This window comes from Microbacterium sp. Soil_C_42 (assembly GCF_057656735.1).
This window is the reverse complement of sequence record NZ_JBDGJU010000003.1, coordinates 69047-95143: the sequence shown is the minus strand read 5'-3', so window position 1 is coordinate 95143 and position 26097 is coordinate 69047. Positions and strand designations below refer to the sequence as shown.

The 26097-nt window shown below is 70.3% G+C and carries 29 protein-coding genes; 16 read left to right on the top strand and 13 right to left on the bottom strand.

Annotation, left to right across the window (positions count from 1 at the left end):
• Positions 1 to 40: 40 nt before the first annotated feature.
• Positions 41 to 772: an exonuclease domain-containing protein gene (locus AC3A46_RS03255; RefSeq protein ID WP_487663781.1), complete on the top strand. Its 732-nt coding sequence runs from the start codon at positions 41 to 43 to the stop codon at positions 770 to 772.
• Positions 773 to 843: 71 nt separating this feature from the next.
• Here the strand turns inward: AC3A46_RS03255 and AC3A46_RS03250 are convergent, their stop codons facing one another.
• From AC3A46_RS03250 to glgA, 3 genes are all read right to left on the bottom strand, one after another.
• Entirely contained in the window at positions 844 to 1098 is a 255-nt protein-coding gene (locus AC3A46_RS03250; protein WP_045302322.1) for a type B 50S ribosomal protein L31, read from the bottom strand.
• A gap of 121 nt (positions 1099 to 1219) precedes the next feature.
• On the bottom strand, positions 1220 to 2005 hold the full coding sequence (locus AC3A46_RS03245; RefSeq protein ID WP_487663780.1) for an ABC transporter ATP-binding protein: 786 nt from the start codon (positions 2003 to 2005) through the stop codon (positions 1220 to 1222).
• 9 nt (positions 2006 to 2014) lie between these two features.
• Positions 2015 to 3208: a glycogen synthase gene (glgA, locus tag AC3A46_RS03240; protein WP_487663779.1), complete on the bottom strand. Its 1194-nt coding sequence runs from the start codon at positions 3206 to 3208 to the stop codon at positions 2015 to 2017.
• A 48-nt stretch (positions 3209 to 3256) separates the two neighbouring features.
• On the opposite strand from glgA, the gene AC3A46_RS03235 reads away from it, so the two are divergent.
• The 3 genes from AC3A46_RS03235 to AC3A46_RS03225 all read left to right on the top strand — a co-directional run bounded on the left by AC3A46_RS03235 (position 3257) and on the right by AC3A46_RS03225 (position 5955).
• On the top strand, positions 3257 to 4501 hold the full coding sequence (locus AC3A46_RS03235) for a glucose-1-phosphate adenylyltransferase (protein WP_487663778.1): 1245 nt from the start codon (positions 3257 to 3259) through the stop codon (positions 4499 to 4501).
• A 42-nt stretch (positions 4502 to 4543) separates the two neighbouring features.
• The gene (serB, locus tag AC3A46_RS03230) at positions 4544 to 5185 is read left to right on the top strand and encodes a phosphoserine phosphatase SerB (protein WP_487663777.1); all 642 of its coding nucleotides are present in this window, start codon (positions 4544 to 4546) and stop codon (positions 5183 to 5185) included.
• Between the two features lie 62 nt (positions 5186 to 5247).
• Positions 5248 to 5955 carry an alpha/beta fold hydrolase gene (locus tag AC3A46_RS03225; protein ID WP_487663776.1) on the top strand — a complete coding sequence of 236 codons (708 nt, stop codon included), beginning with the start codon at positions 5248 to 5250 and terminating at the stop codon, positions 5953 to 5955.
• A gap of 29 nt (positions 5956 to 5984) precedes the next feature.
• Here the strand turns inward: AC3A46_RS03225 and fabG are convergent, their stop codons facing one another.
• Positions 5985 to 6695, bottom strand: a complete 711-nt coding sequence (gene fabG, locus AC3A46_RS03220) for a 3-oxoacyl-ACP reductase FabG (protein ID WP_056367180.1) — start codon at positions 6693 to 6695, stop codon at positions 5985 to 5987.
• A gap of 127 nt (positions 6696 to 6822) precedes the next feature.
• Between fabG and AC3A46_RS03215 the strand changes: the two genes are divergently transcribed.
• From AC3A46_RS03215 to AC3A46_RS03200, 4 genes are all read left to right on the top strand, one after another.
• Positions 6823 to 7287 (top strand): DUF4190 domain-containing protein, encoded by a 465-nt coding sequence (locus AC3A46_RS03215; RefSeq protein WP_487663775.1) that lies wholly within the window; start codon positions 6823 to 6825, stop codon positions 7285 to 7287.
• A gap of 67 nt (positions 7288 to 7354) precedes the next feature.
• Positions 7355 to 7744: a DUF3099 domain-containing protein gene (locus AC3A46_RS03210; RefSeq protein ID WP_487663774.1), complete on the top strand. Its 390-nt coding sequence runs from the start codon at positions 7355 to 7357 to the stop codon at positions 7742 to 7744.
• Entirely contained in the window at positions 7741 to 7971 is a 231-nt protein-coding gene (locus AC3A46_RS03205; protein ID WP_487663773.1) for a hypothetical protein, read from the top strand. The genes AC3A46_RS03210 and AC3A46_RS03205 overlap by 4 nt, the downstream gene beginning before the upstream one ends.
• Positions 7968 to 8861, top strand: a complete 894-nt coding sequence (locus AC3A46_RS03200) for an SURF1 family cytochrome oxidase biogenesis protein (RefSeq protein WP_487663772.1) — start codon at positions 7968 to 7970, stop codon at positions 8859 to 8861. The genes AC3A46_RS03205 and AC3A46_RS03200 overlap by 4 nt, the downstream gene beginning before the upstream one ends.
• 102 nt (positions 8862 to 8963) lie before the next feature.
• On the opposite strand, the gene AC3A46_RS03195 is transcribed toward AC3A46_RS03200, so the two are convergent.
• Positions 8964 to 10562: an ABC-F family ATP-binding cassette domain-containing protein gene (locus AC3A46_RS03195; RefSeq protein WP_310246312.1), complete on the bottom strand. Its 1599-nt coding sequence runs from the start codon at positions 10560 to 10562 to the stop codon at positions 8964 to 8966.
• Between the two features lie 168 nt (positions 10563 to 10730).
• On the opposite strand from AC3A46_RS03195, the gene AC3A46_RS03190 reads away from it, so the two are divergent.
• The 6 genes from AC3A46_RS03190 (at position 10731) to AC3A46_RS03165 (ending at position 16475) form a co-directional block, all read left to right on the top strand.
• The gene (locus AC3A46_RS03190) at positions 10731 to 11378 is read left to right on the top strand and encodes a biotin transporter BioY (RefSeq protein WP_487663771.1); all 648 of its coding nucleotides are present in this window, start codon (positions 10731 to 10733) and stop codon (positions 11376 to 11378) included.
• Positions 11379 to 11556: 178 nt separating this feature from the next.
• Positions 11557 to 12591, top strand: coding sequence for an iron-siderophore ABC transporter substrate-binding protein (locus tag AC3A46_RS03185; RefSeq protein ID WP_487663770.1), 1035 nt, complete (start codon positions 11557 to 11559; stop codon positions 12589 to 12591).
• Between the two features lie 20 nt (positions 12592 to 12611).
• Positions 12612 to 13658: a FecCD family ABC transporter permease gene (locus AC3A46_RS03180; protein WP_487663769.1), complete on the top strand. Its 1047-nt coding sequence runs from the start codon at positions 12612 to 12614 to the stop codon at positions 13656 to 13658.
• Entirely contained in the window at positions 13655 to 14704 is a 1050-nt protein-coding gene (locus AC3A46_RS03175; protein WP_487663768.1) for a FecCD family ABC transporter permease, read from the top strand. The genes AC3A46_RS03180 and AC3A46_RS03175 overlap by 4 nt, the downstream gene beginning before the upstream one ends.
• The gene (locus tag AC3A46_RS03170; RefSeq protein WP_487663767.1) at positions 14701 to 15570 is read left to right on the top strand and encodes an ABC transporter ATP-binding protein; all 870 of its coding nucleotides are present in this window, start codon (positions 14701 to 14703) and stop codon (positions 15568 to 15570) included. The genes AC3A46_RS03175 and AC3A46_RS03170 overlap by 4 nt, the downstream gene beginning before the upstream one ends.
• Positions 15567 to 16475, top strand: a complete 909-nt coding sequence (locus AC3A46_RS03165; protein WP_487663766.1) for a siderophore-interacting protein — start codon at positions 15567 to 15569, stop codon at positions 16473 to 16475. The genes AC3A46_RS03170 and AC3A46_RS03165 overlap by 4 nt, the downstream gene beginning before the upstream one ends.
• Positions 16476 to 16504: 29 nt before the next feature.
• Here the strand turns inward: AC3A46_RS03165 and AC3A46_RS03160 are convergent, their stop codons facing one another.
• The 7 genes from AC3A46_RS03160 to sufB all read right to left on the bottom strand — a co-directional run bounded on the left by AC3A46_RS03160 (position 16505) and on the right by sufB (position 23253).
• Positions 16505 to 17881, bottom strand: coding sequence for an MFS transporter (locus AC3A46_RS03160; RefSeq protein WP_487663765.1), 1377 nt, complete (start codon positions 17879 to 17881; stop codon positions 16505 to 16507).
• Positions 17878 to 19038 carry a MalY/PatB family protein gene (locus AC3A46_RS03155; RefSeq protein WP_487663764.1) on the bottom strand — a complete coding sequence of 387 codons (1161 nt, stop codon included), beginning with the start codon at positions 19036 to 19038 and terminating at the stop codon, positions 17878 to 17880. The genes AC3A46_RS03160 and AC3A46_RS03155 overlap by 4 nt, the downstream gene beginning before the upstream one ends.
• 132 nt (positions 19039 to 19170) lie before the next feature.
• The gene (locus AC3A46_RS03150) at positions 19171 to 19500 is read right to left on the bottom strand and encodes a metal-sulfur cluster assembly factor (protein WP_045298811.1); all 330 of its coding nucleotides are present in this window, start codon (positions 19498 to 19500) and stop codon (positions 19171 to 19173) included.
• Positions 19501 to 19510: 10 nt separating this feature from the next.
• Positions 19511 to 20305 carry a Fe-S cluster assembly ATPase SufC gene (gene sufC, locus AC3A46_RS03145; protein ID WP_056367166.1) on the bottom strand — a complete coding sequence of 265 codons (795 nt, stop codon included), beginning with the start codon at positions 20303 to 20305 and terminating at the stop codon, positions 19511 to 19513.
• Between the two features lie 15 nt (positions 20306 to 20320).
• Positions 20321 to 20650: a non-heme iron oxygenase ferredoxin subunit gene (locus AC3A46_RS03140; RefSeq protein ID WP_487663763.1), complete on the bottom strand. Its 330-nt coding sequence runs from the start codon at positions 20648 to 20650 to the stop codon at positions 20321 to 20323.
• On the bottom strand, positions 20647 to 21834 hold the full coding sequence (gene sufD / locus AC3A46_RS03135) for a Fe-S cluster assembly protein SufD (protein WP_487663762.1): 1188 nt from the start codon (positions 21832 to 21834) through the stop codon (positions 20647 to 20649). Before sufD ends, AC3A46_RS03140 begins: the two co-directional genes overlap by 4 nt.
• Positions 21835 to 23253, bottom strand: a complete 1419-nt coding sequence (gene sufB, locus AC3A46_RS03130) for a Fe-S cluster assembly protein SufB (protein ID WP_056367164.1) — start codon at positions 23251 to 23253, stop codon at positions 21835 to 21837.
• 258 nt (positions 23254 to 23511) lie between these two features.
• Here sufB and AC3A46_RS03125 point away from each other — a divergent pair, with 258 nt between their 5' ends.
• Both AC3A46_RS03125 and AC3A46_RS03120 read left to right on the top strand, forming a co-directional pair.
• Positions 23512 to 24468, top strand: coding sequence for a COX15/CtaA family protein (locus AC3A46_RS03125; protein ID WP_487663761.1), 957 nt, complete (start codon positions 23512 to 23514; stop codon positions 24466 to 24468).
• A gap of 93 nt (positions 24469 to 24561) precedes the next feature.
• The gene (locus AC3A46_RS03120; protein ID WP_487663760.1) at positions 24562 to 24957 is read left to right on the top strand and encodes a dinucleotide-utilizing enzyme; all 396 of its coding nucleotides are present in this window, start codon (positions 24562 to 24564) and stop codon (positions 24955 to 24957) included.
• 60 nt (positions 24958 to 25017) lie between these two features.
• Here AC3A46_RS03120 and AC3A46_RS03115 read toward each other — a convergent pair whose 3' ends face one another.
• Positions 25018 to 25938, bottom strand: a complete 921-nt coding sequence (locus AC3A46_RS03115) for a heme o synthase (RefSeq protein ID WP_487663759.1) — start codon at positions 25936 to 25938, stop codon at positions 25018 to 25020.
• Positions 25939 to 26097: the final 159 nt, after the last annotated feature.

Genomic DNA, 26097 nt, shown 5'->3' with positions numbered 1-26097 from the left:
CTGCCCCCGGATGTCGGAGGCGACGCATACCGTGAACGGCATGAGCCGCCCGCACACCGAACAGCTGCCGCTGTGGGATGCGCCGGACTGGGTGCGCACGGTCGGGGTGTTCGATCTCGAGACCACCGGCATCGACATCGCCGCCGACCGCATCGTCACGGCGCACGTGGGCCTGCTGGATGCCTCGGGCCGCGTCATCCGCGCCCGCGACTGGCTGGCCGATCCCGGCGTCGAGATCCCCGATGGCGCGAGCGCCATCCACGGCATCTCCACAGCGCACGCCCGCGCGAACGGCCGACCGGCCGCCGAGGTGGTCGACGAAGTGGTCGCGGCCGTCCGCACCCTGCTCGATGCCGGCATCCCCGTCGTCGCGTACAACGCGCCGTTCGACTTCTCGCTGCTGAAGTACGAGTCGCTGCGGCACGGCATCGCGCCGATCGAAGATCCGTCTCCCGTGATCGATCCTCTCGTCGTCGACAAGGCGTACGACCGGTGGCGCAAGGGCAAGCGCACGCTGGAGGTCGTCGCGGCGCACTACGCCGTGCGACTGGACGCCGCGCACGAGGCATCGGCCGACGCGGTCGCCGCCGGCCGGGTCGCGCAGGCGCTCGCCGAGCGGTTCGCGCCGTGGCTGCCCGACACGGCGCATGAGCTGCACACCCGCCAGATCGGCTGGGCCCGGGCCCAGGCGGAGAGCCTCACCGAGTACTTCGTCCGCATCGGGAGGATCGATCCCGACGACCGTCTCGACGGTCGCTGGCCGATCCGCTGACCGGCGTCGCCCGCCCGTCCCGGAAACGCAGAAGACCCCGCCGAAGCGGGGTCTTCCGGAAGAGCTGAGGCTTACTTGGAGCCGCCGAAGTTCTTGAAGCGCTGGTTGAACTTCTCGACACGACCGGCCGAGTCCATGATGCGCTGCTTGCCCGTGTAGAACGGGTGCGAGGCCGACGAGATCTCGACGTCGATGACGGGGTACTCGACACCGTCGAGCTCGATCGTCTTGTCGCTGGTCACCGTCGAGCGGGTGAGGAAGGTCTCGCCCGAGCCGAGGTCACGGAACACGACGGCCTGGTAGTCCGGGTGGAGGTCAGTCTTCATGATGGTCCTTTGAGGATGGTGCCCTGGATTTTGCCAGGGCGGTCAAAGTCTGGGTGCGAATGCACCAAAGAGAGATTCTACCAGCCTCCCGCGCGGACGCCGAACCGGCCGTTCTCGGGACTCAGTGCGCGGCGCGTGCGGCGTAGCGGCCGCCCTCCTCGCTGAGGCGGATCGGCACGCCGAACGTGTCGGTGAGCGCCTCGGCGGTGAGGGTCTCGCGGATCGGACCGGATGCCACGGCCTGGCCGTCGCGCAGCAGCAGCACGTGGGTGAATCCGATGGGGATCTCCTCGACGTGGTGCGTGACCATGATCATCGCCGGCGTCGTCGGCGCCTGGGCATAGCCCGCGAGCAGGATCAGCAGCTCTTCGCGCGCGCCCAGGTCGAGGCTGGCGGTCGGCTCGTCCAGGAGCAGCAGCTCGGGGTCGGTCATGACGGCACGCGCGATCTGCACGCGCTTCTGCTCGCCGTCGCTGAGGGTGCCGAAGGTGCGGTCGGCGAGGTGGTCGAGCTTCCACTCCGCGAGCACGCGCAGCGCGCGGCGCTCGTCGATGTCCTCGTAGTCCTCGCGCCAGCGGCCGAGCACCGAGTACGCCGCCGTCAGGACGACGTTGAGCACGGTCTCCTCCGGAGGCACGCGACGCGCCATCGCGGAGGATGCGAACCCGATCCGCGGCCGCAGCTCGAAGACGTCGGTGCGGCCGAGACGCTCGCCGAGGATGGTCACGACGCCGGACGTGGGGTGCAGCAGCGTGTCGGCCATCTGGAGCACGGTGGTCTTGCCGGCGCCGTTGGGTCCGAGGACCACCCAGCGCTCGTCGTCGTTGATCGTCCAGTTCAGGTGGTCGACGATGTTCCGGGCGTTTCGGCGGACGACGACGTCGGAGAACTCGAGCACCTGGGGCATGCTGACAGCCTATCGGCCGCCAGAGACCACCTCCGCGTACAGGGCGGCCGTCTGATCGGCGATGCGCTGCCAGCTGAAGTCCTCGGTCGCACGCTTCCGGCCGGCGGCGCCGTACTCGCGCGCGCGCTCCGGATCGCTCACGACCTCGGTGAGCACGCGCGCGAGGTCCGACACGTACTGCTCGGGGTCTGTCGGGGTGCCTGTGCCGTCCTGCACCTGCTCGATGGGCACGAGGCGACCCGTGACACCGTCGACGACGACCTCCGGGATGCCGCCGGTCGCCGTCCCGACGACGGCGGCGCCGCAGGCCATCGCCTCGAGGTTCACGATGCCGAGCGGCTCGTAGACCGACGGGCAGACGAAGGTGGTCGCCGCGCTCAGGATCGTGCACAGTTCGTGCCGCGAGAGCATCCGATCCAGCCACACCACGCCCTCGCGGGTCTCCTGGAGCCCGCGGACGAGCTCTTCGACCTCCGCCATGATCTGCGGGGTGTCGGGCGCGCCGGCGGCGAGGATCACCTGCACGTCGGCGGGCAGCCGCTCGGCGGCGCGGAGGAAGTACGGCAGGCCCTTCTGCCGCGTGATGCGGCCGACGAAGACGACGGAGGGCTTCGCGGGATCGATCCCCAGCTCGGCCAGCAGCGCGGGGTCCTCGACGGGGTGCCACGCCTCGACGTCGATGCCGTTGTAGATCACGCGGACGCGGTCGGGGTCGAGCGCCGGGTAGCTGCGCAGGATGTCGTCGCGCATGCCGTTGCTCACCGCGACGATGGCCGCAGCGCCCTCGTACGCCGACTTCTCGATCCAGCTCGAGACGGCGTAGCCGCCGCCGAGCTGCTCGGCCTTCCACGGGCGCAGCGGCTCGAGGCTGTGGGCGGTCACGATGTGCGGGATGCCGTGCAGCAGCGACGCGAGGTGCCCGGCGAAGTTCGCGTACCAGGTGTGGCTGTGCACGACGTCGGCGCCCGCGACATCCGTCACGATCTCGAGATCCGTGCCGAGCGTCTGCACCGCGGCGTTCGCGGCGCCCAGCTCCGCCGGAACGCCGTACGACGTGGTGCCCTCCTCGTCGCGGTCGGCGCCGAACGCGCGCACCCGGACGTCGATGCTCGAGCGGAGCGCCTTGACGAGCTCCGTCACGTGCACACCGGCGCCGCCGTAGATCTCCGGCGGGTACTCCTTGGTGACGATGTCGACTCGCATGTGTCGAACGCTAGTACACGGGCCGGAACGCGTCATAGTGTGGGTCGCATGCCAGCTGCACCCAAGGTCTTCGGAATCATCCTCGCCGGCGGCGAAGGGAAGCGGCTGATGCCGTTGACCGCGGATCGCGCCAAGCCCGCCGTCCCGTTCGGAGGCCAGTACCGGCTCATCGACTTCGCGATCTCGAACCTGATCAACTCGGGCCTGAGGCAGATCGTGGTGCTGACGCAGTACAAGTCCCACAGCCTCGACCGCCACATCTCGCAGACGTGGCGCATGTCGGCGCTCCTGGACTCCTACGTCACCTCGGTGCCCGCGCAGCAGCGCCTGGGCAAGCGCTGGTTCTCGGGATCGGCGGACGCCATCCTGCAGAGCCTCAACCTCATCAACGACGAGCAGCCCGACATCGTGGTCGTCATCGGCGCCGATCACGTGTACCGCATGGACTTCCGGCAGATGCTCGCCGCGCACATCGAGTCGGGCGCGCGGGCCACGGTCGCCGGCATCCGTCAGCCGATCTCGCTGGCGAACCAGTTCGGCGTGATCGACGTCGACCCCGAGGACCCGATGCGCATCCGCGAGTTCCTCGAGAAGCCGCAGAACGCGGTGGGCCTGGCCGACGCGCCCCACCAGGTGCTCGCCTCGATGGGCAACTACATCTTCGACACCGACGCGCTCATCGAGGCCGTCGAGTCCGACGGGGAGCTGCCGACGTCGAACCACGACATGGGCGGCGACATCATCCCCTACTTCGTGGACCGCGGCGAGGCCGGCGTCTACGACATGAACCGCAACGACGTGCCGGGTTCGACCGATCGCGACCGCTACTACTGGCGTGACGTGGGAACCATCGACTCGTTCTTCGACGCGCACCGCGATCTCATCTCGACGCTGCCGGTGTTCAACCTGTACAACATGGACTGGCCGATCCACTCGCAGGCGGTCAACTCCCCGCCCGCGAAGTTCGTGCGCGATTCGGTCGGCCGCATCGGCAACGCGATCGACTCGATCGTGTCGCTCGGGTCGGTGCTGTCGGGCACGCACCTCGAGCGCAGCGTGGTGGGTCCGTGGACGCTCGCCGGCGGCGGGTCGACGATCACCGACTCGGTGCTGTTCGACCACGTGCACGTCGGTGCGGGCGCGCGGGTGCACCGCGCGATCCTCGACAAGAACGTGGTGCTCGAGGACGGCGCCACGGTCGGCGTCGACCGCGACAAGGACCTCGCGCGCGGCTTCACGATCACCGACAGCGGCATCACCGTCGTCGGCAAGGGGTTCCGCGTCGAGCGCTGACACACGGCGGGCAGCGGCATCCGGTCCGGCTAGCGTGGGAGCATGCCTGCCGCGCCCGCCCGCTTCCTCGTCGTGCTCGACGCCGACTCCACGCTCATCCGCAACGAGGTCATCGAGCTGATCGCCGATGAGGCCGGACGCGGCGCGGAGGTCGCGGCGGCGACCGAGGCCGCGATGCGCGGCGAGGTCGATTTCGCGACCAGCCTGCGCTCCCGCGTCGAGGCCCTCGAGGGCGTGCCGGTCGCGGCGTTCGCGCGCGTGCTCGCGCGCATCGAGCCCACGCCGGGCGTCCGCGAGCTGATCGCGGCGGTGCACGAGCGCGGCGGCGCCGTGGGCGTGGTGTCGGGCGGGTTCCACGAGATCCTCGACACGGTCGCCCCCGACCTCGGGGTGGACGTGTGGCGTGCGAACCGGCTCGCCACGCGGGACGGCGTGCTGAGCGGAGCAGTGGACGGCGGGATCGTGGATGCTGCGGGCAAGGCCGCTGCCCTCCGCGAATGGGCCGACGAGCGCGGCGTTCCCCTCAGCCGCACCCTGGCGATCGGCGACGGCGCGAACGACCTCGAGATGATGGCCGTCGCCGGGCTCGGCGTCGCCTTCAATGCGAAGCCCGCGGTGCGTGAACGCGCCGACCTGGTCGTCGGTCCGGTCGACCTCGCCGAGGTCATCCCGCTGCTGCCGTAAGCGCGCTCGTCGCCCCAGGACGGGGCTGTTCCGATGTCGGGCGCCGTCGGTAGCGTCGGAGCATGCACATCATCCTCGTTCCCGGGCTGTGGCTCGACGCGTCGTCGTGGGGCGACGTCGACCCCGCCCTCGAAGCCGCCGGCCACCGCACGCACGCGCTCACCATGCCGGGGGTCGGCGCCTCCGCCACGGAGTCCGCGGGCATCGGCATCGCCGACTGGATCGCCGCGACGGTCGCGCAGATCGATCGGCTCGACGGCCCTGTCGTGCTCGTCGGTCATTCGGGCGGGGGCAACGTCGTCTACGGCGCCGTCGATGCGCGGCCCGACCGGGTCGCCCGGGTCGTCTTCCTCGACACGTTCCCTCCCGGCGACGGCGGCTCCATCTCCGAGTTCCCCGTCGTCGACGGTGTCATCCCCTTCCCCGGCTGGGACTTCTTCGACGAGCCCGACATCGCCGACCTCGATCCGCAGACGCGGGCGGAGGCCGCGGCGCGCGCGAAGTCAGTGCCCGAGCGGGTGCCGACCGATCCGATCCGGCTCAGCTACGAGCGACGGCGCGCCGTTCCGGCGACGATGATCACCGGCACCGTGGCGGAGGCGCAGATCCGCGAGATCATCGCGGCGGCACCGCCCTGGGCGGCCGAACTCGCCGCCCTCGAGCACCTCGACATCATCGAACTCGGTTCCCCCGCAGACCCGACCGGCCACTGGCCGCAGTTCTCACGGCCCGGCGCCGTCGCCGAGGCGATCCTGCAGGCGATCGCCTGAGAACGCCCGCGTCGCGCGGAGTGCTGCGGTCAGTGCCCCATGCCGAGGCCGCCGTCGACCGGGATCACGGCGCCGGAGATGTAGGCCGCGTCGTCCGAGGCGATCCACGTCACGACGCCGGCCACCTCGTCGGGCGACGCGAAGCGCCCGGCGGGGATGTTCTTCTTGTACTCGGCCTGCGTGTCGTCCGACAGCTCGGCCGTCATGTCGGTCTCGATGAAGCCGGGGGCCACGACGTTCGCCGTGATGCCGCGGGCTCCGAGCTCGCGGGTGAGCGAGCGCGCGAACCCGACGAGGGCGCTCTTCGAGGCGGCGTAGTTGATCTGACCGGCCGAGCCGTACAGCCCCACGACGCTCGAGATCAGCACGACGCGGCCCCAGCGGGCGCGCAGCATCCCCTTGGAGGCGCGCTTGACGACGCGGAACGCGCCGCCGAGGTTCGTCGAGACGACACTGTCGAAGTCGTCCTCGGTCATGCGCAGCAGGAGGGTGTCCTTCGTGATGCCGGCGTTCGCGACGACGATCTCGACCGGGCCCAGCGTGTTCTCGACCTCGGTGAAGGCGGCGTCGACGGCTGCGGCATCCGTCACGTCCGCCCGCACGGTGAGGGTGCCCTCGGGACCCTCGCCGGAGCGCGCGGTGACGGCGACCTTGTAGCCCTCGGCGACGAAGCGCTCTGCGATGGCGCGGCCGATGCCGCGGTTTCCGCCGGTGACGAGGACGACGCGATCGGTGGACATGGTGGCACTCCCGGGGTTGTGGCGGATCCGCACCAGCCTACCGGCGGCGCCCCGATCGGCCGGCGTGTTTGACACCCCCGCCGCGGCGCTGGGACTCTGGTCCCAGACATCGAAGAAAGGCCGCCCCGTGAGCGACAGCACCCCGCAGACCCCCGCACCGGAGCCGGGCTCGTACCCGCCGGTTCCGCCCGCTCAGGGGGCCTATCCCCCGCCCGCCTACGGCTCGCCCGCGGGCAGCGCGCCCGCCTACGGTGCCGCCCCGACGTACGGCTCCGCTCCCGCGTACGGCGCAGCCCCCGGGTACGGCTACGGCGCGCCCGCGAAAACGAACACGCTGGCGATCGTGTCGCTCATCGCCTCGATCTCGGCCTTCGTCCTCCTGCCGTTCATCGGCTCTGTCGTGGGCGTGATCACCGGCCACATGTCGCTCAACCAGCTCAAGACGAACGGCGAGCAGGGGCGCGGAATGGCGCTGGCCGGCACCATCGTCGGCTGGGTGGGACTGGGGCTCGCGATCCTCGGGACCATCGCGGCCATCCTGTTCTTCTCCTTCATCGTGGGGATGTACGGGCAGTACGGCACCTACTCCTGAATCCGCTCGCCCCGGGACCCGTTCCCGGGGCGATCACGCGGTGCAACCGGCGTACCCTGGAAGTACCGTGAAGAGTTCGAGCCACGCCCCGTCGGCGACGTCCCTGCCGCGTTCCCCGCGCGACGACGTCGACGCGCGCTCGACCCGCTACCTGATCACGATGGGCATCCGCGTCGCCTGCTTCATCCTCATGGTGGTCATCACGCCGTACGGCTGGTACACCTGGCTCTTCGGCGCCGCAGCGATCTTCCTGCCGTACATCGCGGTGGTCTCCGCGAACGTCGGTCAGGAGGCGCGGCGCAACCGCCGCGAAGATCCCGAGCCGGCGCTTCCCGCCGCACCCACGACCGCTGCGACCGGAACCCCGGTGATCCGCGTCGAGGAGACCCGGGCGATCCCGGCGGACGACAAGCGCACGGCCGACGATCCCACCGACGAGGCGGACCCGACCGCATGAGAGACGCCGGACCCGACCAGGTTGCCGACGCGGTCTGCTCGCGCGCGGGCTGCCGCGCCACGGCGCGCTGGCGCATCGACTGGCGCAATCCCCGCATCCACGCTGAGGACCGCCGCAAGACCTGGGTGGCGTGCGACGAGCACGTCGGCTACCTCCGCGAGTTCCTCGCCGCACGCGACTTCCCGGTGGGGGTCGCGCCGCTCGCCCCGACGGAGTCCGCCCGATGAGCACCCGCTCCGTGAGCATGCAGAGCCTGCCCCGCGCGGGCCGCTGGGCGATCTACATCGCCCTCGCGGTCGTGTTCGCGATCGCGTGCGCCTTCCTGTCGAACTGGCAGTTCACGCGCAACCAGGAGCGCTCCGGACAGCTCGCGCTGGTCGCCGAGAACTACGACGCCGTCCCGGTGCCGCTGGCCGAGCTCCTCCCTGCCGGCGGCGACTTCTCGCCCGGTGACGAGTGGCACCCGGTGACGCTGACCGGGACGTACCTGACCGACGAACAGCTCCTGGTACGCAACCGCCCGCATGGCGGGACCTCGGCCTTCGAGGTGCTCGTGCCCTTCCGTCTCGACGACGGACGCGTGCTGCTGGTCGACCGCGGCTGGGTGCCGCCGGGCCAGGATCAGCCCGTCCCCGACGCGATCCCGGCTCCCCCGTCCGGCGAGGCGACCGTGGTCGTGCGCCTGCGCCCGGGCGAGCCCCTGCCCTCGTCGGGTCGCTCGGCGCCCGAGGGGCAGGTCCCCACGATCAATCTCGGCCTCATCGCCGACACGATCTCGCCCAGCGCGCGCGAGGCCCTCGAGCGGAGCGCCTACGGCGTCATGGTGTCGGAGGATCCGGCCCCGGCGACCGCGCCGAGCGCCCTCGAGGCCCCGTCCGAGGACCCCGGGCCCCATCTCTCGTACGCGATCCAGTGGATCCTGTTCGCGGTGATGGGATTCGTCTTCATCGGCTACGTCATCCGCACCGAGCGCCGGCACCGTCGCGAGGACGCGGAGGACGCTCTTTCGGAGGCAGGCGGAACGGATGCCTCGGCTCCCGCGCCGCCGGCACCGCGCCGTCGCCGGGACCGTGACGCCGACGACGAGGACGCCCTGCTCGACGCCGCCGGCCGCTGACCCCGAGCACAGAATCGGAATCCTTCGGCGACACGCCGGGCCGAGGCATCCGTTAGCGGCGTGTCGCGCAAGACCTCCGCCGCTGTGCGCGTTGCCGACGCGCTACGCGAGCGACACGAGGTCCGCGTAGTCGCGACCCCAGATGTCTTCGACGCCGTCGGGGAGGATGAGCACGCGCTCGGGGTTGAGCGCCTCGACGGCGCCTTCGTCGTGCGACACGAGCACCACCGCGCCCTCGTAGTGGGCGAGCGCACCGAGGATCTCCTCGCGCGACGCGGGGTCGAGGTTGTTCGTGGGCTCGTCGAGCAGCAGCATGTTGGCCGACGACACGACGAGGGTCGCGAGCGACAGTCGCGTCTTCTCGCCGCCGGAGAGCACGCCGGCGGGCTTCAGCACGTCGTCCCCGGTGAACAGGAACGACCCCAGCACCTTGCGCGCGTCGGTGGCGGTGATGTCGGGCGCAGCCGACATCATGTTCTCGAGCACCGAGCGCGACACGTCGAGGTTCTCGTGCTCCTGCGCGTAGTAGCCGATCTTGAGGCCGTGACCGGGCTCGAGCTGTCCGGTGTCGGGCTGGTCGACGCCGGCGAGGATGCGCAGCAGGGTGGTCTTTCCGGCACCGTTCAGGCCGAGGATGACGACCTTCGAGCCGCGGTCGATCGCGAGGTCGACATCGGTGAAGATCTCGAGCGAGCCGTAGGACTTCGACAGGCCCGATGCCATGAGCGGTGTCTTGCCGCACGGGGCCGGCTTCGGGAAGCGCAGCTTCGCGACGCGCTCCTCCTGGCGCACCTCGTCGAGGCCCGCGAGCATCTTCTCGGCGCGCGCCACCATCTGGTGGGCCGCGGCGGCCTTCGACGCCTTGGCGCCGAACCGGGCCGCCTGCTGCTGCAGGACGGTGGCCTTCTTCTCGACGTTGGCGCGCTCCTTCTTGCGGCGTTCCTCGTCGGCCACCCGCTGACGCAGGTAGTTCTTCCAGTTCATGTTGTAGACGTCGATGACCTGGCGGTTCGCGTCGAGGTAGAAGACGCGGTTGACCGTCTCGCCGACGAGCTCCACATCGTGCGAGATCACGATGAGCCCGCCCTTGTAGCCCTTGAGGAACTCGCGCAGCCACACGACGCTGTCGGCGTCGAGGTGGTTCGTCGGCTCGTCGAGGATCATCGTCTGCGCGTCCGAGAAGAGGATGCGCGCGAGCTCGATACGGCGGCGCTGACCACCCGACAGGGTCTTCAGCGGCTGGTCGAGGATGCGGTCGGGCAGCGAGAGGTTGTGGGCGATGGACGCCGCCTCGGCCTCGGCCGCGTAGCCGCCGAGCGCCTCGAAGCGCTCGGTGAGATTCGCGTACTTGCGCATCGCCTTCGCGGCGACCGCCTCGTCGTCGTCACCCATCGCAAGGGATGCCTCGTGCATGCCGATCGCGAGCGAGCCGAGGCCGCGCGCGTCGAGGATGCGCGTGCGGGCGAGCATCTCGGGGTCGCCCGAACGCGGATCCTGCGGCAGGTAGCCGAGTTCGCCGGAGCGCTCGACCTTGCCGTCCGCGGGGATGAGATCGCCCGCGAGGACCTTGGTCAGCGTCGTCTTGCCGGCGCCGTTGCGGCCGACGAGACCGATCTTGTCGCCGTCCGAGACGCGGAAGGAGACGTCCGACATGAGCACGCGGGCGCCCACGCGGATCTCGAGGTCGTGCACGGCGAGCACAGCGGAAGTCCGATCCGTCGATGGTGATGGGGAGGTGGCCGAACGGCCAGCCTCCCAGTATACGGGCCCGGTTCCGTCGTCGTCGGACGAGCGGCGGACAGCGGATCGGCCGATCATTCGTGGATCCCGTCCAAGAACCCGCTGCGGCCTCCCCCTAGGCTGAGTCCCATGTCATCCATCGCCGCCGCTCCGACCGCCTCCGCCGGTACGCGTCGCGTCCTCGCCGACGTCATCGCCCGCCCGTCCTCGCGCGCTCGCGCGTTCGCCCTCGATGCCGGACTCGTCATCGCCGGCGCGACCATCGTCGCCCTCCTCGCCCAGGTCGAGATCCCGCTGTGGCCCGTGCCGATCACAGGCCAGACGCTGGGTGTCATCGTCGTCGGCGCTGCGCTCGGCGCGTGGCGCGGTGCGGCAGCCCTCACGACCTACATGCTCGTCGGCCTCGCGGGACTCCCCGTCTTCGCCGGCTTCACCGGCACCGTCGCCGCGATCGGCAAGCCCAGCTTCGGGTTCGTGATCGGCTTCATCTTCTCGGCGTTCGTCGCCGGCTGGTTCGCCGAGCGCGCGTGGGACCGCCGCCCCGGGCTCGCGTTCCTCGGCTTCGCCGCCGCGAGCGTCGTGCCGTTCCTGTTCGGCATCCCGTACATGGCCTTCATCCTCAACGTCGTGATGGGCCTGGAGTACTCCTTCGGCGAGCTGCTCGCCGTCGGCCTCCTCCCGTTCATCCTGGGCGGCCTCATCAAGGCGGCCCTCGCCGCCGCGATCATCCCCGGAGCGTGGGCGCTCGTCCGCAAGGCGGACCAGAGCAAGAACTGAGACGGATGCCTCGACCCGAGGCATCCGCCCATCGAGAGCCCCCGGCTGCACGGCCGGGGGCTCTCGCGTTCAAAGGAGCGTGACGCGACGGATTCGCGATCTGGGAAACGGCTGGGTAAGGTTGGCCTTACTCGCCCTCGCTAAGGGCATCCTTACCTAACACACCTCGGAGGATTCCGTGCGCCTCAACCGCCCTGCCGCCGCCACCGCGATGCTCGCCGCAGCCGCGATCACCCTCGCCGGGTGCGCGAGCGCGACCGCCGACAGCACCGGCGACACCGCCGACGCAGCCTCGGAGACCGGGTTCCCGGTCACGATCGAGCACGCGTACGGCGAGACGGTGATCGAGTCCAAGCCCGAGCGCGTCGCGACCGTCGCGTGGTCGAACCAGGAGGTGCCGATCGCGCTGGGCGTCGTGCCCGTCGGCATGGCCGAGGTCACGTGGGGCGACGATGACGGCGACGGCGTGCTGCCCTGGGTCGAGGACGAGCTCGAAGAGCTCGGCGCCGACACGCCGGTCCTCTTCGACGAGACCGACGGCATCGACTTCGAGGCCGTCGCCGACACGCAGCCCGACGTCATCCTCGCCGCGTACTCCGGTCTCACGCAGGAGGAGTACGACACCCTCTCGAAGATCGCACCCGTGGTCGCGTACCCCGAGGTCGCGTGGGGCACGTCGTACGAGGACATGATCCGTCTCAACTCGCAGGCGCTCGGCCTCGCGGAGGAGGGCGACGCCCTCATCGAGGAGCTGCACGGCGAGGTCGACGCGGCGCTCGCGAACTACCCCGAGCTCGCCGACTCGCGCGTGCTCTTCTCCTACATCGACCCGTCGGACTTCAGCCAGGTCGGCTTCTACACGAGCCTCGACACGCGTCCCGGGTTCCTCGAGGGCCTCGGCTTCCCGTTGCCGGCCGTCGTCGAGGAGGAGTCGGACGGCGTGCAGTTCTACACCACTGTGAGCGCCGAGCAGGCCGACCGCTTCGCCGACGTCGACGTGTTCGTCACCTACGGCGACGCGAGCGGCTCGATCATCGCGCAGCTGCAGGCGGACCCGCTGCTGTCGCAGATCCCGGCGATCGCCGAAGGCCGCATCGCGATCCTCGAGGAGGCGACCCCGCTCGCCGCCTCGGCCAACCCGTCGCCGCTGTCGATCGGCTGGGGCGTCGACGAGTACTTCGCGCTGCTCAACGACGCCCTCGCGGCCGACTGACAGGCCAGGAGCTCGATCGGGTGACTGTCACCGAGACGCGTACGCCGCTGCCGGATGCCGCAACCCTGCGGCGCCCGGCAGCGGTGCGACTGGCGTGGCTCGCGGTGTCGTTCGCGGTGCTCGCGATGCTCTGCGTCGCGAGCGTGTCGTTCGGCGTCCGCGACGTCGCGCTGGGCGACATCCTCGCCGGCCTCGGCGGCGACACCAGCGGGATCGCGCAGGCCGCCGTGGTGGCCCGGGTTCCCCGCACCGTGCTCGCGATCCTCGTCGGCGCGGCGCTGGCGATGTCGGGCGCAGCCATGCAGGCGGTGACCCGCAACCCGCTGGCAGACCCCGGCATCCTCGGGATCTCCGGCGGCGCCGCGCTCGCGGTCGTCATCGGCATCGCGTTCTTCGGCATGTCGGACCCCTACGCCTTCATCGCCGCCTCGATCATCGGCGCCGGCGGCGCCGCCGTGTTCGTCTACACGGTGGGCTCCCTCGGCCGGGGCGGAGCGACGCCGCTCAAGCTCGCGCTCGCGGGTGCGGCGGCCTCGGCCGCTTTCATGTCGCTCGTGAGCGCCGTGCTCCTCCCCCGCGTCGATCTGCTCGAGACCTTCCGGTTCTGGCAGATCGGCGGGGTCGGCGGCGCGACCTGGGATCGCATCGCGACGATCCTCCCGGTCCTGGCGGTCGGCGCGGTGATCACCCTCGTCTGCGCACGCGGCATGAACTCTCTCGCGCTCGGCGACGACATCGCGACGGGCCTCGGCGAGCGCGTCCTGCGCACCCGGCTCATCGCGTCGGCGGGCGCCGTCATCCTGTGCGGCGCGGCCGTGGCGATCGCGGGTCCCATCGCCTTCGTGGGCCTGATCATCCCGCACCTGTGCCGCCTGCTCGTCGGCACCGACCACCGCTGGCTGCTCCCGTTCGCGGCGGTCGCGGGAGCGGTGCTGCTCGTCGCCGCCGACATCGTCGGCCGGGTCATCGCCCGCCCGGATGAGATCGAGGTCGGCATCCTCACCGCGCTCGTCGGCGCCCCGTTCTTCATCTGGATCGTCCGCAGGCAGAAGGTGCGCGAGCTGTGAGCACCGACACCCTCCTCCGTCCCGCTGCGCAGGCGGTCGTCATCGGACGACGGCGCCGCAGCCGCCGCCGCGTCATCGCGACCGCCGCCCTCGCCGTCGGCGTCGTGCTGGTCTTCGTCGCATCGCTCATGATCGGAAAGACGTTCTACGGCCTCGACGAGGTCGTCCGAGTCGTCCTCGGGCAGACCGTGCCCGGCGCCTCGTTCACCGTCGGCGAGCTGCGCCTCCCGCGCGCGGTCCTCGCGATCCTCGCGGGATTCGCGTTCGGCATCGCGGGCGTGACGTTCCAGACGATGCTGCGCAACCCGCTCGCGTCGCCCGACGTCATCGGCATCACCGCCGGTGCGAGCGCGGCGGCGGTGTTCGGCATCGTCATCCTGTCGCTCAGCGAGACCGCGGTGTCCGTGCTCGCCGTCGTGGGCGGCCTCGCGACCGCCCTCGCCATCTACCTGCTCTCGAACAAGGGCGGATTCGCCGGCACGCGCCTGATCCTCATCGGCATCGGCGTCGCCGCCATGCTCGACGCGGCGGTCACCTATGTGCTCTCGAAAGCCCCGGCCTACGACCTGCAGGCCGCGATGCGCTGGCTCACCGGGAGCCTGAACGGGGCGACATGGTCGACGCTGCTCCCGCTCGCGATCGCGAGCATCGTGCTCGTGCCGGCGCTGCTGGCGAAGGGTCGCGACCTGAATGTCATGCGCCTCGGCGACGACGCGGCCGCGAGTCTCGGCATCCGTCTTCAGGGCACCAGAGTGGTGGTCATCGTCGCCGCCGTCGCGCTGCTGGCGTTCGCGACCGCCGCCACCGGCCCGATCGCGTTCGTCGCGTTCATGGCCGGCCCCATCGCGGCGCGCATCGTCGGCCCCGGCGGCTCGCTGCTGCTGCCGTCCGCGCTCGTCGGCGCGCTGCTCGTGCAGCTGTCAGACCTCGTGGGTCAGTTCGCCTTCGACAGCCGCTACCCGGTCGGGGTCGTCACCGGCGTGCTCGGCGCCCCCTTCCTCATCTACCTCCTCATCAGGACGAACCGCTCCGGAGGCTCGCTATGACCGATTCCCACAGCCTGTCGGCGGAAGGCCTGACGCTGTCATACGGTGACCGCACGATCGTCGAGGGTCTCGACCTCGTGATCCCGCCGGGTCGCATCACCGCGATCGTGGGCGCGAACGGGTGCGGCAAGTCGACCCTCCTGCGCGCGCTCGCGCGTCTGATCACGCCGCGTGAGGGTCAGGTGATCCTGGACGGCAAGGCCCTGCACGGCCGCGCGACGAAAGAGATCGCACGCACGCTCGGGCTCCTCCCCCAGAGTCCGATCGCCCCCGAGGGCATCGCCGTCGCCGACCTCGTCGGTCGCGGGCGGCACCCCCACCAGAAGCTGCTGGCGCGCTGGAGCTCGCACGACTACGAGGTCGTCGCGCAGGCGCTCGCCGCCACCGGCATCGAGGACCTCGCCGACCGGTCGGTCGACGAACTGTCGGGCGGGCAGCGCCAGCGCGTGTGGATCGCGATGGCACTCGCACAGGAGACCGACATCCTCCTGCTCGACGAGCCCACGACCTTCCTCGACGTTGCGCACCAGGTCGAGGTGCTCGACCTCCTCACCGACCTCAACCGCGACCGCGGCACCACGATCGTGATGGTGCTGCACGACATGAACCTCGCCGCCCGGTACGCCGACCACCTCTTCGCGCTGCGCTCCGGCCGCGTGGTCGCGAGCGGAGCGCCTGGCGAGGTCATGACCGGCGAACTCATCCGCGAGGTCTTCGACCTCGACGCGCTCGTCGTGCCCGATCCCGTGTCGGGCTCGCCCATCGTCCTTCCCCGCGGCAGGCACCACGTGTCGCCCCGGGTGCCCGTCGCCGCAGCCCCGCTCGCCGCGGCCTCCACTCCCCTGCCGACAGGAGCCTCACGATGACCGACACCGACGTGCCCTCGCGCTTCTTCCGTGCGCGCGTGACGGCCATCTCCGACGTGACCCCGAGCTTCCGCCGCTTCACCTTCGGCGGCGACGACCTCGCCGACTACGGCGACCCGGGCCTCGACCAGCGCATCAAGATCGTCTTCCCCACGCGCACACTCGGCCTCGATGCGATGCCCTTCGGCGACGACTGGTACACGCAGTGGCGCGCGCTGCCCGAGGAGCAGCGCCTGCCGTTCCGCACCTACACGACGCGCTACGTGCGCAACCACCTCAGCGAGGTGGACGTCGACATGGTCTCGCACGACGTGATCGGCCCGGCCTCCGACTGGATCGATCGTGCGCAGGTCGGCGACGAGGTGCTCATCTTCGCGCCGACCACGGCCCACAGCGGCGTGAGCTTCGGCATCGACTTCGTGCCGCCGGCCCGGGTCGACTCGATCCTGCTCGCCGGCGACGAGACGGCGGCGCCCGCGATCGCCGCGATCCTCGAGCAGCTGCCCCGCGACGCCAGCGGAGTGGTCGCGGTCGAGCTGCCGCACGCCGACGACGCCGCGTACTTCCCACGGCATCCCGGATTCGAGTACCGCATCGGCGCGCGCGCGGAGGGCGAGCGTCACGCGCACCTCGTGGAGTCGGTGACGGATGCGGCGGCCCGCCTGGTGCCCGCGGGCGCCGGTGCAGACGTCGAGGAGGTCGACATCGACACCGACATCCTGTGGGAGGTGCCCCGCACCGCCAAGGGCGGGGCAGCGCTGAAGAGCGCGCGCCTGTACGCGTGGCTCGCGGGCGAGGCCGGAGCGATCAAGGCCCTGCGCCGCCATCTCGTGGCCGAGCGCGGCGTCGACCGTCGCGCCGTCGCGTTCATGGGCTACTGGCGCCTCGGCCGCGCGGAGAATTGAGCGAGCGAAGCGAGTCGAAACCTCATCCGTCACCCGCGCCGCGTCGCCTCGTGCGCGTGCCCGAGTCTGAGGCCCGGGATCAGCGCGCCGAGCGCGAGCGCCACGGCGATGCCGAACACCGCAGGGAAGCCGGCATCCGTCCCCGCAAGCGCGGTGAACACGAGGCCCATGACGGCGATCGAGGACGCCGAGCCGACGGCGTCGGAGATCGACAGCGCCGACGAGTTGAAACCCTGGTTCTGCGGCGTCGAGTACGCGAGCGTCAGCACCGTCAGACGCGGGTACATGAGACCCATGCCGCCGCCCGCCAGCCCCCATCCCGCGATGAGCACCGCGGGGTGCAGCCCGATCAGGGCGGTCGCCCCCGCGACCAGCAGCGCCGTCACGAGCAGCGCGGTGCCGGTGAGCGTGATGCGTGCGTTGCCGAGCCGGTCGCCGAAGCGCCCCTGCACGTCGGCGGCGACCGCCCACGCCAGCGCGGCAGCCGTGAGCCCGAGCCCCGCCCATGTCGGCGAGAACCCGTAGCCGTCGATCAGCAGGTACGGCACGTAGATCTCCGCGCCGAACAGCGCACCTGCGATGAGCCCGCGCATCAGCACGACGCTCGGCAGCCCTCTTCCGGCCACGAGCGTGCCGCGCGGCAGCAGCGGCCGTGACGCGAGCCCGATGACGACGACGGATGCTGCCACCGCCGCCCACGCCCACGCTCCGAGCTCGCCCGCCAGACTGAGCCCGAGCGCCCCCACTGCCACCGCGGTCGCGCACGCCAGACGCGGTGCGATGCGGGCCGTCGACGGCTCATCGGTGTCGAGCGGCAGCCCGTGCAGCCGGGCGACCACCATCGCGAACGCCACGACGGTGAGCGCCGCGACGCCGAGGAACACCCACCGCCAGTGCAGGAACTCCGTCACGGCGCCGGCGAGGAACGGGCCGATGAGCGACGGCACGACCCACGCCGCCGAGAAGGCGGCGAAGACCCGGCCGTGCATCGCGCCGGGGTACACGCGGGCGACGACCACGTAGAGGGCCACGGTCTGCCCGCCGGTGCCGAGGCCCTGCACCAGACGGCCGGCGACCAGCGCCGGCATGGTGAAGGCGAATCCGGCGATGAGCAGGCCCACGACGAACAGCGCGACGGCGGTGCTGAGCGGGGCGAGCACGCCGCCCCGGTCGCACCACGCGCCGACCGCGACCATGCCGATGACGCTCGTCGCCAGGGTGCCGGCGAACGCCACGGCGTACAGGCGCTCGCCGTCGAGGTCGGCGCTCACCACCGGCATCACCGTGGTGACGGCGAGCGACTGCATCGCCGCCAGGAAGATGAGCGCGACGGCGCCGACGGTCACCCAGAGGAATCGACCCTGCCAGATCCCGGTGGCGGACGCGGACTCCGGCTCAGCCGTCACGATCGCGCCAGGGCGCCGACGCGCTCCACCGCCTCGCGGAGCAGGTCGGGGTCGCAGCCGAAGTTGATGCGGACGTAGCCCTTGCCTTCGGTGCCGAACAGCGGTCCGTGGTGCAGCGCCACCTTCGCCTCGCGCAGCACCTTGACGGCCGGGTTGTCCCCCCAGCCGTACGCGGAGAGGTCGACCCACGCCAGGAATCCGGCATCGGGAGGCAGGTAGCGCGCGTCGGGCAGGTGCTCGGCGAGGAGGTCGGCCAGCAGCATCCGGTTCGCATCGAGGGCCGCAAGCAGGCTCGCCAGCCATTCGTCGCTGTCCGCCGAGTAGGCGGCGACGTTCGACAGCGCCCCGAACAGGCCGGTGCGCCACTCGACCTCCCATGGCAGGGCACGCAGCTCCTTTGCCTGAGCATCGCCACCCGCCACCATCACGGCGCATTTGAGACCGGCGAGATTGAACGTCTTGCTCGCGCTGGTCACCGCGTAGCCGACGCGCCCGGCGGAGTCGGACGCCGAGAGGAACGGCGTGAACGGCTTCTGGGCGTAGGTCAGCGGCCCGTGGATCTCGTCGCTGATGACGGTCGCCGCGAACCCTTCGGCGATGTCTGCCAAGGCCGCCAGCGTCTCGCGCGTGTGCACGGTGCCGGTGGGGTTGTGCGGATTGCACAGCAGCACCGCTCGAGCACCGCCGGCCAGGGCGGCCTCCACGCCGAGGAGGTCGATCTCCCACCCGTCGACGCCCTCGACGAGCGGCACGCGCTCGACGACGCCGCCCGCCTCCTCGACGGTGTCGTAGAACGGCGGATACACCGGCGGCATCACGACGACGCGGTCACCGGGCTCGATCACGCGGCGGAGGATCTCGACGACGCCCATCATCACGTCGCCGGTCCAGAAGACGTGGGACGGGTCGACGCTCCAGCCCCAGCGACGCTCGGCGAAGCCCACGAACGCCTCGCGCACGCCGGGCTCCGGCGGGGTGTAGCCGGTGTCGCCGAGCTGCACGGCCCGGGTCAGCACCTCGGTGATCGCCGGTGCCAGGGCATAGTCGGTCTCGGCGACGAAGAACGGCAGCACCTCCTCCCCGTATTTGCGCCACTTCGTGCTCGTGCGCTGACGCAGCTCGTCGATGGGCAGGGCTCGCAGGGGGGTGACGCTCACCCCTCGACCCTACCGATCCGGCGGCACGGCGCCGCCGAGTGAGTCACCGTGTGAAGGTGCCGAGGTCGTGCTGCTCGCCAGCGGGTCACGTCCAAGCCGCCGCGTCAACGACCGCGAGGCGTCAGGGAAGTGTCAGATCGCGAAGCCGAGCGCACGCATCATGTCGCGCCCGTCGTCGGTGATGCGCTCGGGGCCCCACGGCGGCATCCACACCCAGTTGATGCGGAACCGCTCGACGATGTCGTCGAGGGCCTGAGCCGTCTGCTCCTCGAGCACGTCGGTGAGCGGGCAGCCGGCCGACGTGAGGGTCATGTGGATGACCAGCGCGTCGTTCTCGTCGTCCCAGGCGAGATCGTAGATGAGGCCGAGGTCGACGACGTTGATCCCGAGCTCGGGGTCCATGACGTCCTTGAGAGCCTCGGTCACCTCGTCGTACTTCTCGGGGGTGAGGGTCGCCGTCATAAGGTCGATCCTACGCTTCGCTGCCCACGGGGGCTTCGGCCGGCTCCGCTTCGCCCGCAGGCAGGAAGCGGTCGTAGCCCTCGTCCTCGAGGCGGTCGGCGAGCTCGGGGCCGCCCTCCTCGACGATCCGCCCGTTCACCATGACGTGCACGAAGTCGGGTGCGATGTAGCGCAGGATGCGGGTGTAGTGCGTGATGAGCAGCACACCGAGGTCGGTCTCGGCCTTGGCGCGGTTCACACCCTCCGACACGATCTTCAGCGCGTCGACGTCCAGGCCCGAGTCGGTCTCGTCGAGGATCGCGATCTGGGGCTTCAGGAGCTCGAGCTGGAGGATCTCGTGGCGCTTCTTCTCGCCGCCGGAGAAGCCCTCGTTGACGTTGCGCGACGCGAACTTCGGGTCCATGCGCAGGTTCTTCATCGACGCCTTGACGTCCTTCGTCCACGTGCGGATCGAGGGCGCCTCGCCATCGATCGCGGTCTTCGCGGTGCGCAGGAAGTTGGTGACGGTGACGCCGGGGATCTCCACCGGGTACTGCATCGCGAGGAACAGGCCCGCGCGCGCACGCTCGTCGACCGACATCGCGAGGACGTCCTCGCCGTCGAGCGAGATCGAGCCGCTCGTGACGTTGTACTTGGGGTGTCCGGCGATCGTGTAGGCGAGCGTGGACTTGCCGGAGCCGTTGGGGCCCATGATCGCATGGGTCTCACCCGTGCGGATCGTGAGCGTCAGGCCGTTGAGGATCGGCGTGGTGCCGGCATCCGTCTCGACCGTCACGTGGAGGTCGCGGATCTCGAGAACAGACATTCTTCAGTACCTTCTTCAGTTCACTTCGAGCTTGACGGCCGCGTCGATGAGCACGTCATCGCCGTCGACGGTGACCGCGAAGACCGGGACCGGCTCGTACGCGGGGAGGTTGAGGGGCTTGCCGGTGCGCAGCGAGAACGCCGAGCCGTGGGCCCAGCACTCCAGCGACTCGCCGTCGACGAAGCCTTCCGACAGTGAGATGTCACCGTGGGTGCAGACGTCGCCGATCGCGTGGACCTCGCCGTTGGAGTCGAGCACGACGGCGATCGCGACGCCGTCCACCTCGACTCGGGTGGCCTCGTCCTGGACGAGGTCGCTGAGGGCGCACACACGCTGAGCGGTCACAGGCCGGCCTCCTTGGCGAGTTCTTCCTCGATGGCGGCGAACAGCTCCGCCTCGAGGTCTTCGACACCGATCTTCTGCACGATCTCCGCGAGGAATCCGAGCACGACGAGGCGTCGCGCCTCGTCCTCGGTGATGCCGCGCGCCTGCAGGTAGAACAGCTGCTCATCGTCGAAGCGTCCGGTCGCGCTGGCGTGGCCGGCGCCGCGGATGTCACCCGTCTCGATCTCGAGGTTCGGGATCGACTCGGCGCGCGCACCTTCGGTGAGGACGAGGTTGCGGTTGGCCTCGTACGAGTCCGTGCCGACGGCGTCCGGTCCGATGAGGACGTCGCCGATCCAGACCGTGCGCGCCGCGGCTCCCTGCAGGGCGCTCTTGTACAGGACGTCGCCCGAGGTCTCGGCTCCCTTGTGGTGCAGGTACACCTGGCTCTCGAGGTGCTGCCCCGAGTCGGAGTAGCTGAGTCCGTAGAGCTCGGCGCGCGAGCCGGTGCCCGCGAGCTCGACGCTCGGGTTGATCCGCACGACGTCCCCGCCGAAGCTGACGACGACGTGACGCAGGGTCGCGTCGCGCTCGACGCGAGCCTGATGCGACGCCAGGTGCACCGCGTCGTCGTCCCACCGCTGGACCGTGACGAGTTCGAGGTGGGCGCCCTCGCGGACGATGATCTCGATGTTCTGGGCGTGATGCGCCGTGCCGGTATGACGGAAGACCACCGTGGCGTGCGAGTTCGCCTGCGCCTCGACCACGACATGCGCATGGGCCAGTCCGCCGGTGCCGTTCAGCGACACGACGATCGGCGCGGAGTACTCGGCGCCCGCAGGGATGCGCAGCAGCGGAGCTTCGGTCTCCTGCTTCCACGCGATCGCACTGGGGAGATCCTCGGGGCGGAACACCTCGCCGCGGGGCGCGCTGCCCACGCGGAGGCGCTCCTGGACCAGGCTGTCGGGCGCGTCCACGTCGACCTCGATGACGCCAGGGCGTCCGGTCTCGTCGGACAGCAGCGACTGGAGCTTCGCGAGCGGCGTGTGCTTCCAGTTGACCTCGCGGCCGGTGGGCGCCTCGAAGGCGGTCGGGTCGAACGACCAGGTTCGCTCGGAGCGGGTCTGAACGGGCACGAATGCACCGGCGCCATCGGTGTGGCCCTTCGCGCCGGGAATGGTGGGGGCCTCGGTGGTGGGGCTCATCTAGCCGACGGATCCTTCCATGCCCATCTCGATGAGCTTGTTGAGTTCGAGCGCGTACTCCATGGGCAGCTCACGCGCGATCGGCTCGATGAAGCCGCGCACGATCATCGCCATGGCCTCGTCTTCGGGCATGCCGCGGCTCATGAGGTAGAACAGCTGCTCCTCGCTGACCTTGGAGACCGTGGCCTCGTGGCCGAGCTGCACGTCGTCGACGCGGATGTCGATCGCCGGGTACGTGTCGGAGCGCGAGATCGTGTCGACCAGCAGGGCATCGCAGCGCACGGTGTTGGCGCTGTGGTGCGCATTGGCGTCGACGCGGACCTCGCCGCGGTAACCGGCGCGGCCGCCGCCGCGGGCGATCGACTTCGAGACGATCGAGGACTGCGTGTACGGCGCCATGTGAATCATCTTCGCGCCGGCGTCCTGGTGCTGACCGGGACCGGCGAACGCGACCGACAGGGTCTCGCCCTTGGCGTGCTCGCCCATGAGGAAGATCGACGGGTACTTCATCGTGACCTTCGAGCCGATGTTGCCGTCGATCCACTCCATCGTCGCGCCCTCGTGCGCCACGGCGCGCTTGGTGACGAGGTTGTAGACGTTGTTCGACCAGTTCTGGATCGTCGTGTAACGCACGCGGGCGTTCTTCTTCACGATGATCTCGACGACGGCCGAGTGCAGCGAGTCGCTCTTGTAGATCGGGGCCGTGCAGCCCTCGATGTAGTGCACGTACGAGCCCTCGTCGGCGATGATGAGCGTCCGCTCGAACTGGCCCATGTTCTCGGTGTTGATCCGGAAGTAGGCCTGCAGCGGGATCTCGACGTGCACGCCCGGGGGCACATAGACGAACGAGCCGCCCGACCACACCGCCGTGTTCAGCGCCGCGAACTTGTTGTCGCCGGCGGGGATCACCGTGCCGAAGTACTCCTCGAAGAACTCCGGGTGCTCGCGCAGAGCCGTGTCGGTGTCCATGAAGATGACGCCCTGCTGCTCCAGGTCCTCGCGGATCTGGTGGTAGACGACCTCGGACTCGTACTGGGCGGCGACGCCCGCGACGAGGCGCTGACGCTCCGCCTCGGGGATGCCGAGCTTCTCGTACGTGTTGCGGATGTCTTCGGGGAGGTCCTCCCACGACTGCGCCTGCTTCTCGGTGGAGCGCACGAAGTACTTGATGTTGTCGAAGTCGATCTCGCTGAGGTCCGCGCCCCAGGTCGGCATCGGCTTGCGGCCGAACAGCTGATAGCCCTTCAGCCGGGTCTTGAGCATCCATTCGGGCTCGCTCTTGAGCGCCGAGATGCCGCGCACGACGGACTCGTCGATGCCCCGCTTCGCCACGGCACCCGCGGCGTCGGCATCATGCCACCCGAACTCGTAGACACCCAGGCTGTCCAGCTCCGGGCGATCGATCAGCACATCAGACATCGTCACGTTCTCCTCCGGGCCCTGGCGGTGTCATCCGTCCCGGCATCCGTGATCTCCGGTGGAGATACCGGAGGGGGGATGCCGCTTCTCGGGCCCTCTCAAGTGGCGCCGGCCATCGCGCCTAGACTGTCAGTGGTGCGCGGCGCCATGAAGTGCGTGCGCAACCGACCCCTCGATTCTACAGGTTCCACCCCGCCGCGGACGCGCCCCGCCTGTCACGCGCAGCACGTGGAGCCTCTGCCAGGAGGCACCCCCCGCATGTCCGCGCCCCAGTCCACCACCACCGCCCCCGGAATCTGGCAGCGTTTCTGGCAGTGGCTGCCGGACCGGGTGGACCGGCGCGTGATCGCGGCGGCGTGGGCGACGCTCTTCGTGCAGATCGGCATCGTGGCCACCGGTGGTCTCGTGCGTCTCACCGGCTCGGGGCTCGGCTGCGAGACCTGGCCGCGCTGCACCGCGGACTCCTTCGTGCCGGTCCCCGAGGTCTCCGGCGTGCACGGTGTCATCGAATTCGGCAACCGCCTGCTGACCTTCGTTCTCGTCGCCGTCGCGATCATCATGTTCCTCTTCGTGGTGCGCATGCGCCGCGAGCGGCGCGACCTCTTCTGGCTGTCGCTGCTGATCGGCTTGTACGTGCCGCTGCAGGCGGTCATCGGCGGCATCACCGTCCTGACGAATCTCAACCCGTATGTCGTCGGTCTTCACTACTTCGCGTCCGCGCTGCTGGTGGCGCTCGCTGCCGTCCTCGTCGTCCGCGTCTACGCCGTGCCCGGGCCTCGCGTGCTCGCGGTGCCCCGCTGGTACGCGGTCGTGACGCACGTCACGGCCGGGTTCGTGCTCGTCACCGTGGTGGTCGGAATCCTCGTGACGGGTTCCGGGCCTCACGCCGGAGACGGCGGCGCCGCGCGCAACGGGCTGAACCCCGAGCTGATGCAGCACATCCACGCGTGGCCGGCGTACGTGACCTTCGCGCTCACCCTCGTCCTCGTGGCGGGCTCGTGGCGCACTTCCCCGGCGCTGCGCCTGCGGCTGTGGACGCTGCTGCTCCTCGCCGTCGAGCTGGTCCAGATCATCGTCGGTCTCTGGCAGGCGCGCACGGGTCTTCCGATCGTGCTGGTGAACATCCACATGGTCCTGGCCGTCGGGCTGGTCGCGGCCATGACCGCGGTCGTCATGCACCTGAAGGCGCCCGCCACGGTGCCCGCGCACAGCTGATCCACAGCAACCCGATTGGCGTCGCACGGACTCCTTTGCGAGGGTGGGATGCCGCGACCAACCGGGTCGCGCATCCCGAGGAGTGATCGACACATGCCCACCCGCCCCCGTCTCGTCCGCAGCATCCCCTTCTGGGGCCTCGTCGTCGTCTCCGTGGCGACGATCGCCGGTGGCTGGTACATCACCACCGACAAGATCGCCTCGATGACCACGACCCTGACCGACGGCACCGCGACCGGTGTCGACGTGTACGTCGGCCAGTCGATCGCCCAGCTCGGCGCGATCCTCATCGGCGCCGGCGTCATCGGCGTCCTGCTCGCGCTCGGCGTCGCCGCCGTCTCGACGCTCCGCCCGCACGCGCCCGTCGAGGTCGTCGAGCCCATCGACTGGAACTCGGAGACCGAGACCGCCGTCGAGGCGAAGACCGACGCCGCCCTCACCGAGACCGCTGACCCGCTCGAGGCCGAGGCATCCGTCGCCGCACGCTGATCCGTCCAGCAAGAGAAGAGGCCGCCCGGTACGCCGGGCGGCCTCTTCTCTTCTCTCCGATCAGAACGGCAGCAGCGGGTCGACCGCGATCGCGACGAAGAGCAGAGTGAGGTACGTGATCGAGGCGTGGAAGACGCGCATCGGACGCGGCTCGGTGCCCCGCACCGCGCGGTTGTAGAGCACGTGCGACTCGTAGATGAACCAGCCGCCGAAGACGAGCGACGACACCGTGTAGACGAGTCCCATGTCGGCGACGGGGATCAGCAGCAGCGAGCAGACGACAGTGGCCCACGCGTACAGGATGACCTGCAGGCCCACCTGCGAGCCGGCGCGCGTCGCGCCGAGCATGGGCACGTCGACCTCTTCGTACTGGTCCTTGTACTTCATCGACAGCGGCCAGTAGTGCGGCGGCGTCCAGAGGAAGACGAGGGTGAACAGGATGACCGGCGGCCACGCGAGCGACCCCGTCACCGCGGTCCAGCCGATCAGCACCGGGAAGCAGCCTGCGATGCCCCCCCACACGATGTTCTGCTCGGTGCGGCGCTTGAGGATCATCGTGTAGATCACGACGTAGAAGAAGATGGCGGCGGCCGACAGTGTCGCGGCCAGCCAGTTCGTGGTGAGCCACAGCCACACGGTCGAGAACACCGCGAGCGACCACGCGAAGATCAGCGCGCCCCGCGGCGAGACCTCGCCGGTGACGAGCGGACGGTTCACCGTGCGCTGCATGTGCGCGTCGATGTCGCGGTCGAGGTACATGTTGAACGCCGCGGCCGAGCCGGCGCTCGCGGTGCCGCCGATGACGGTCGCGACGACCAGCCACACATCCGGGAAGCCGCCCTCCGCCAGGATCATGACCGGCACGGTCGTCACCAGCAGCAGTTCGAGCACGCGCGGCTTCATCAGCGCGATGTACGCGCGAACGGTACGGCCGAAGGTCTGCGGAGGTCGGCTGGATCCGTCGACGGATGCTACGGTCACGGCCGTTCTCGTGCTGTCCATGGCCCCCGCAATCGCTGCCTGCAGATTCCCCCCAAGTCTAGGGCATCGGCGTGTCGCGCCCCGCCCGAGAGTCGCGAGCTGCGGCGCCCGGCTGCTCACATCGACCGAACGGCGGGCGTGAGCAGAACGTGACTCCCA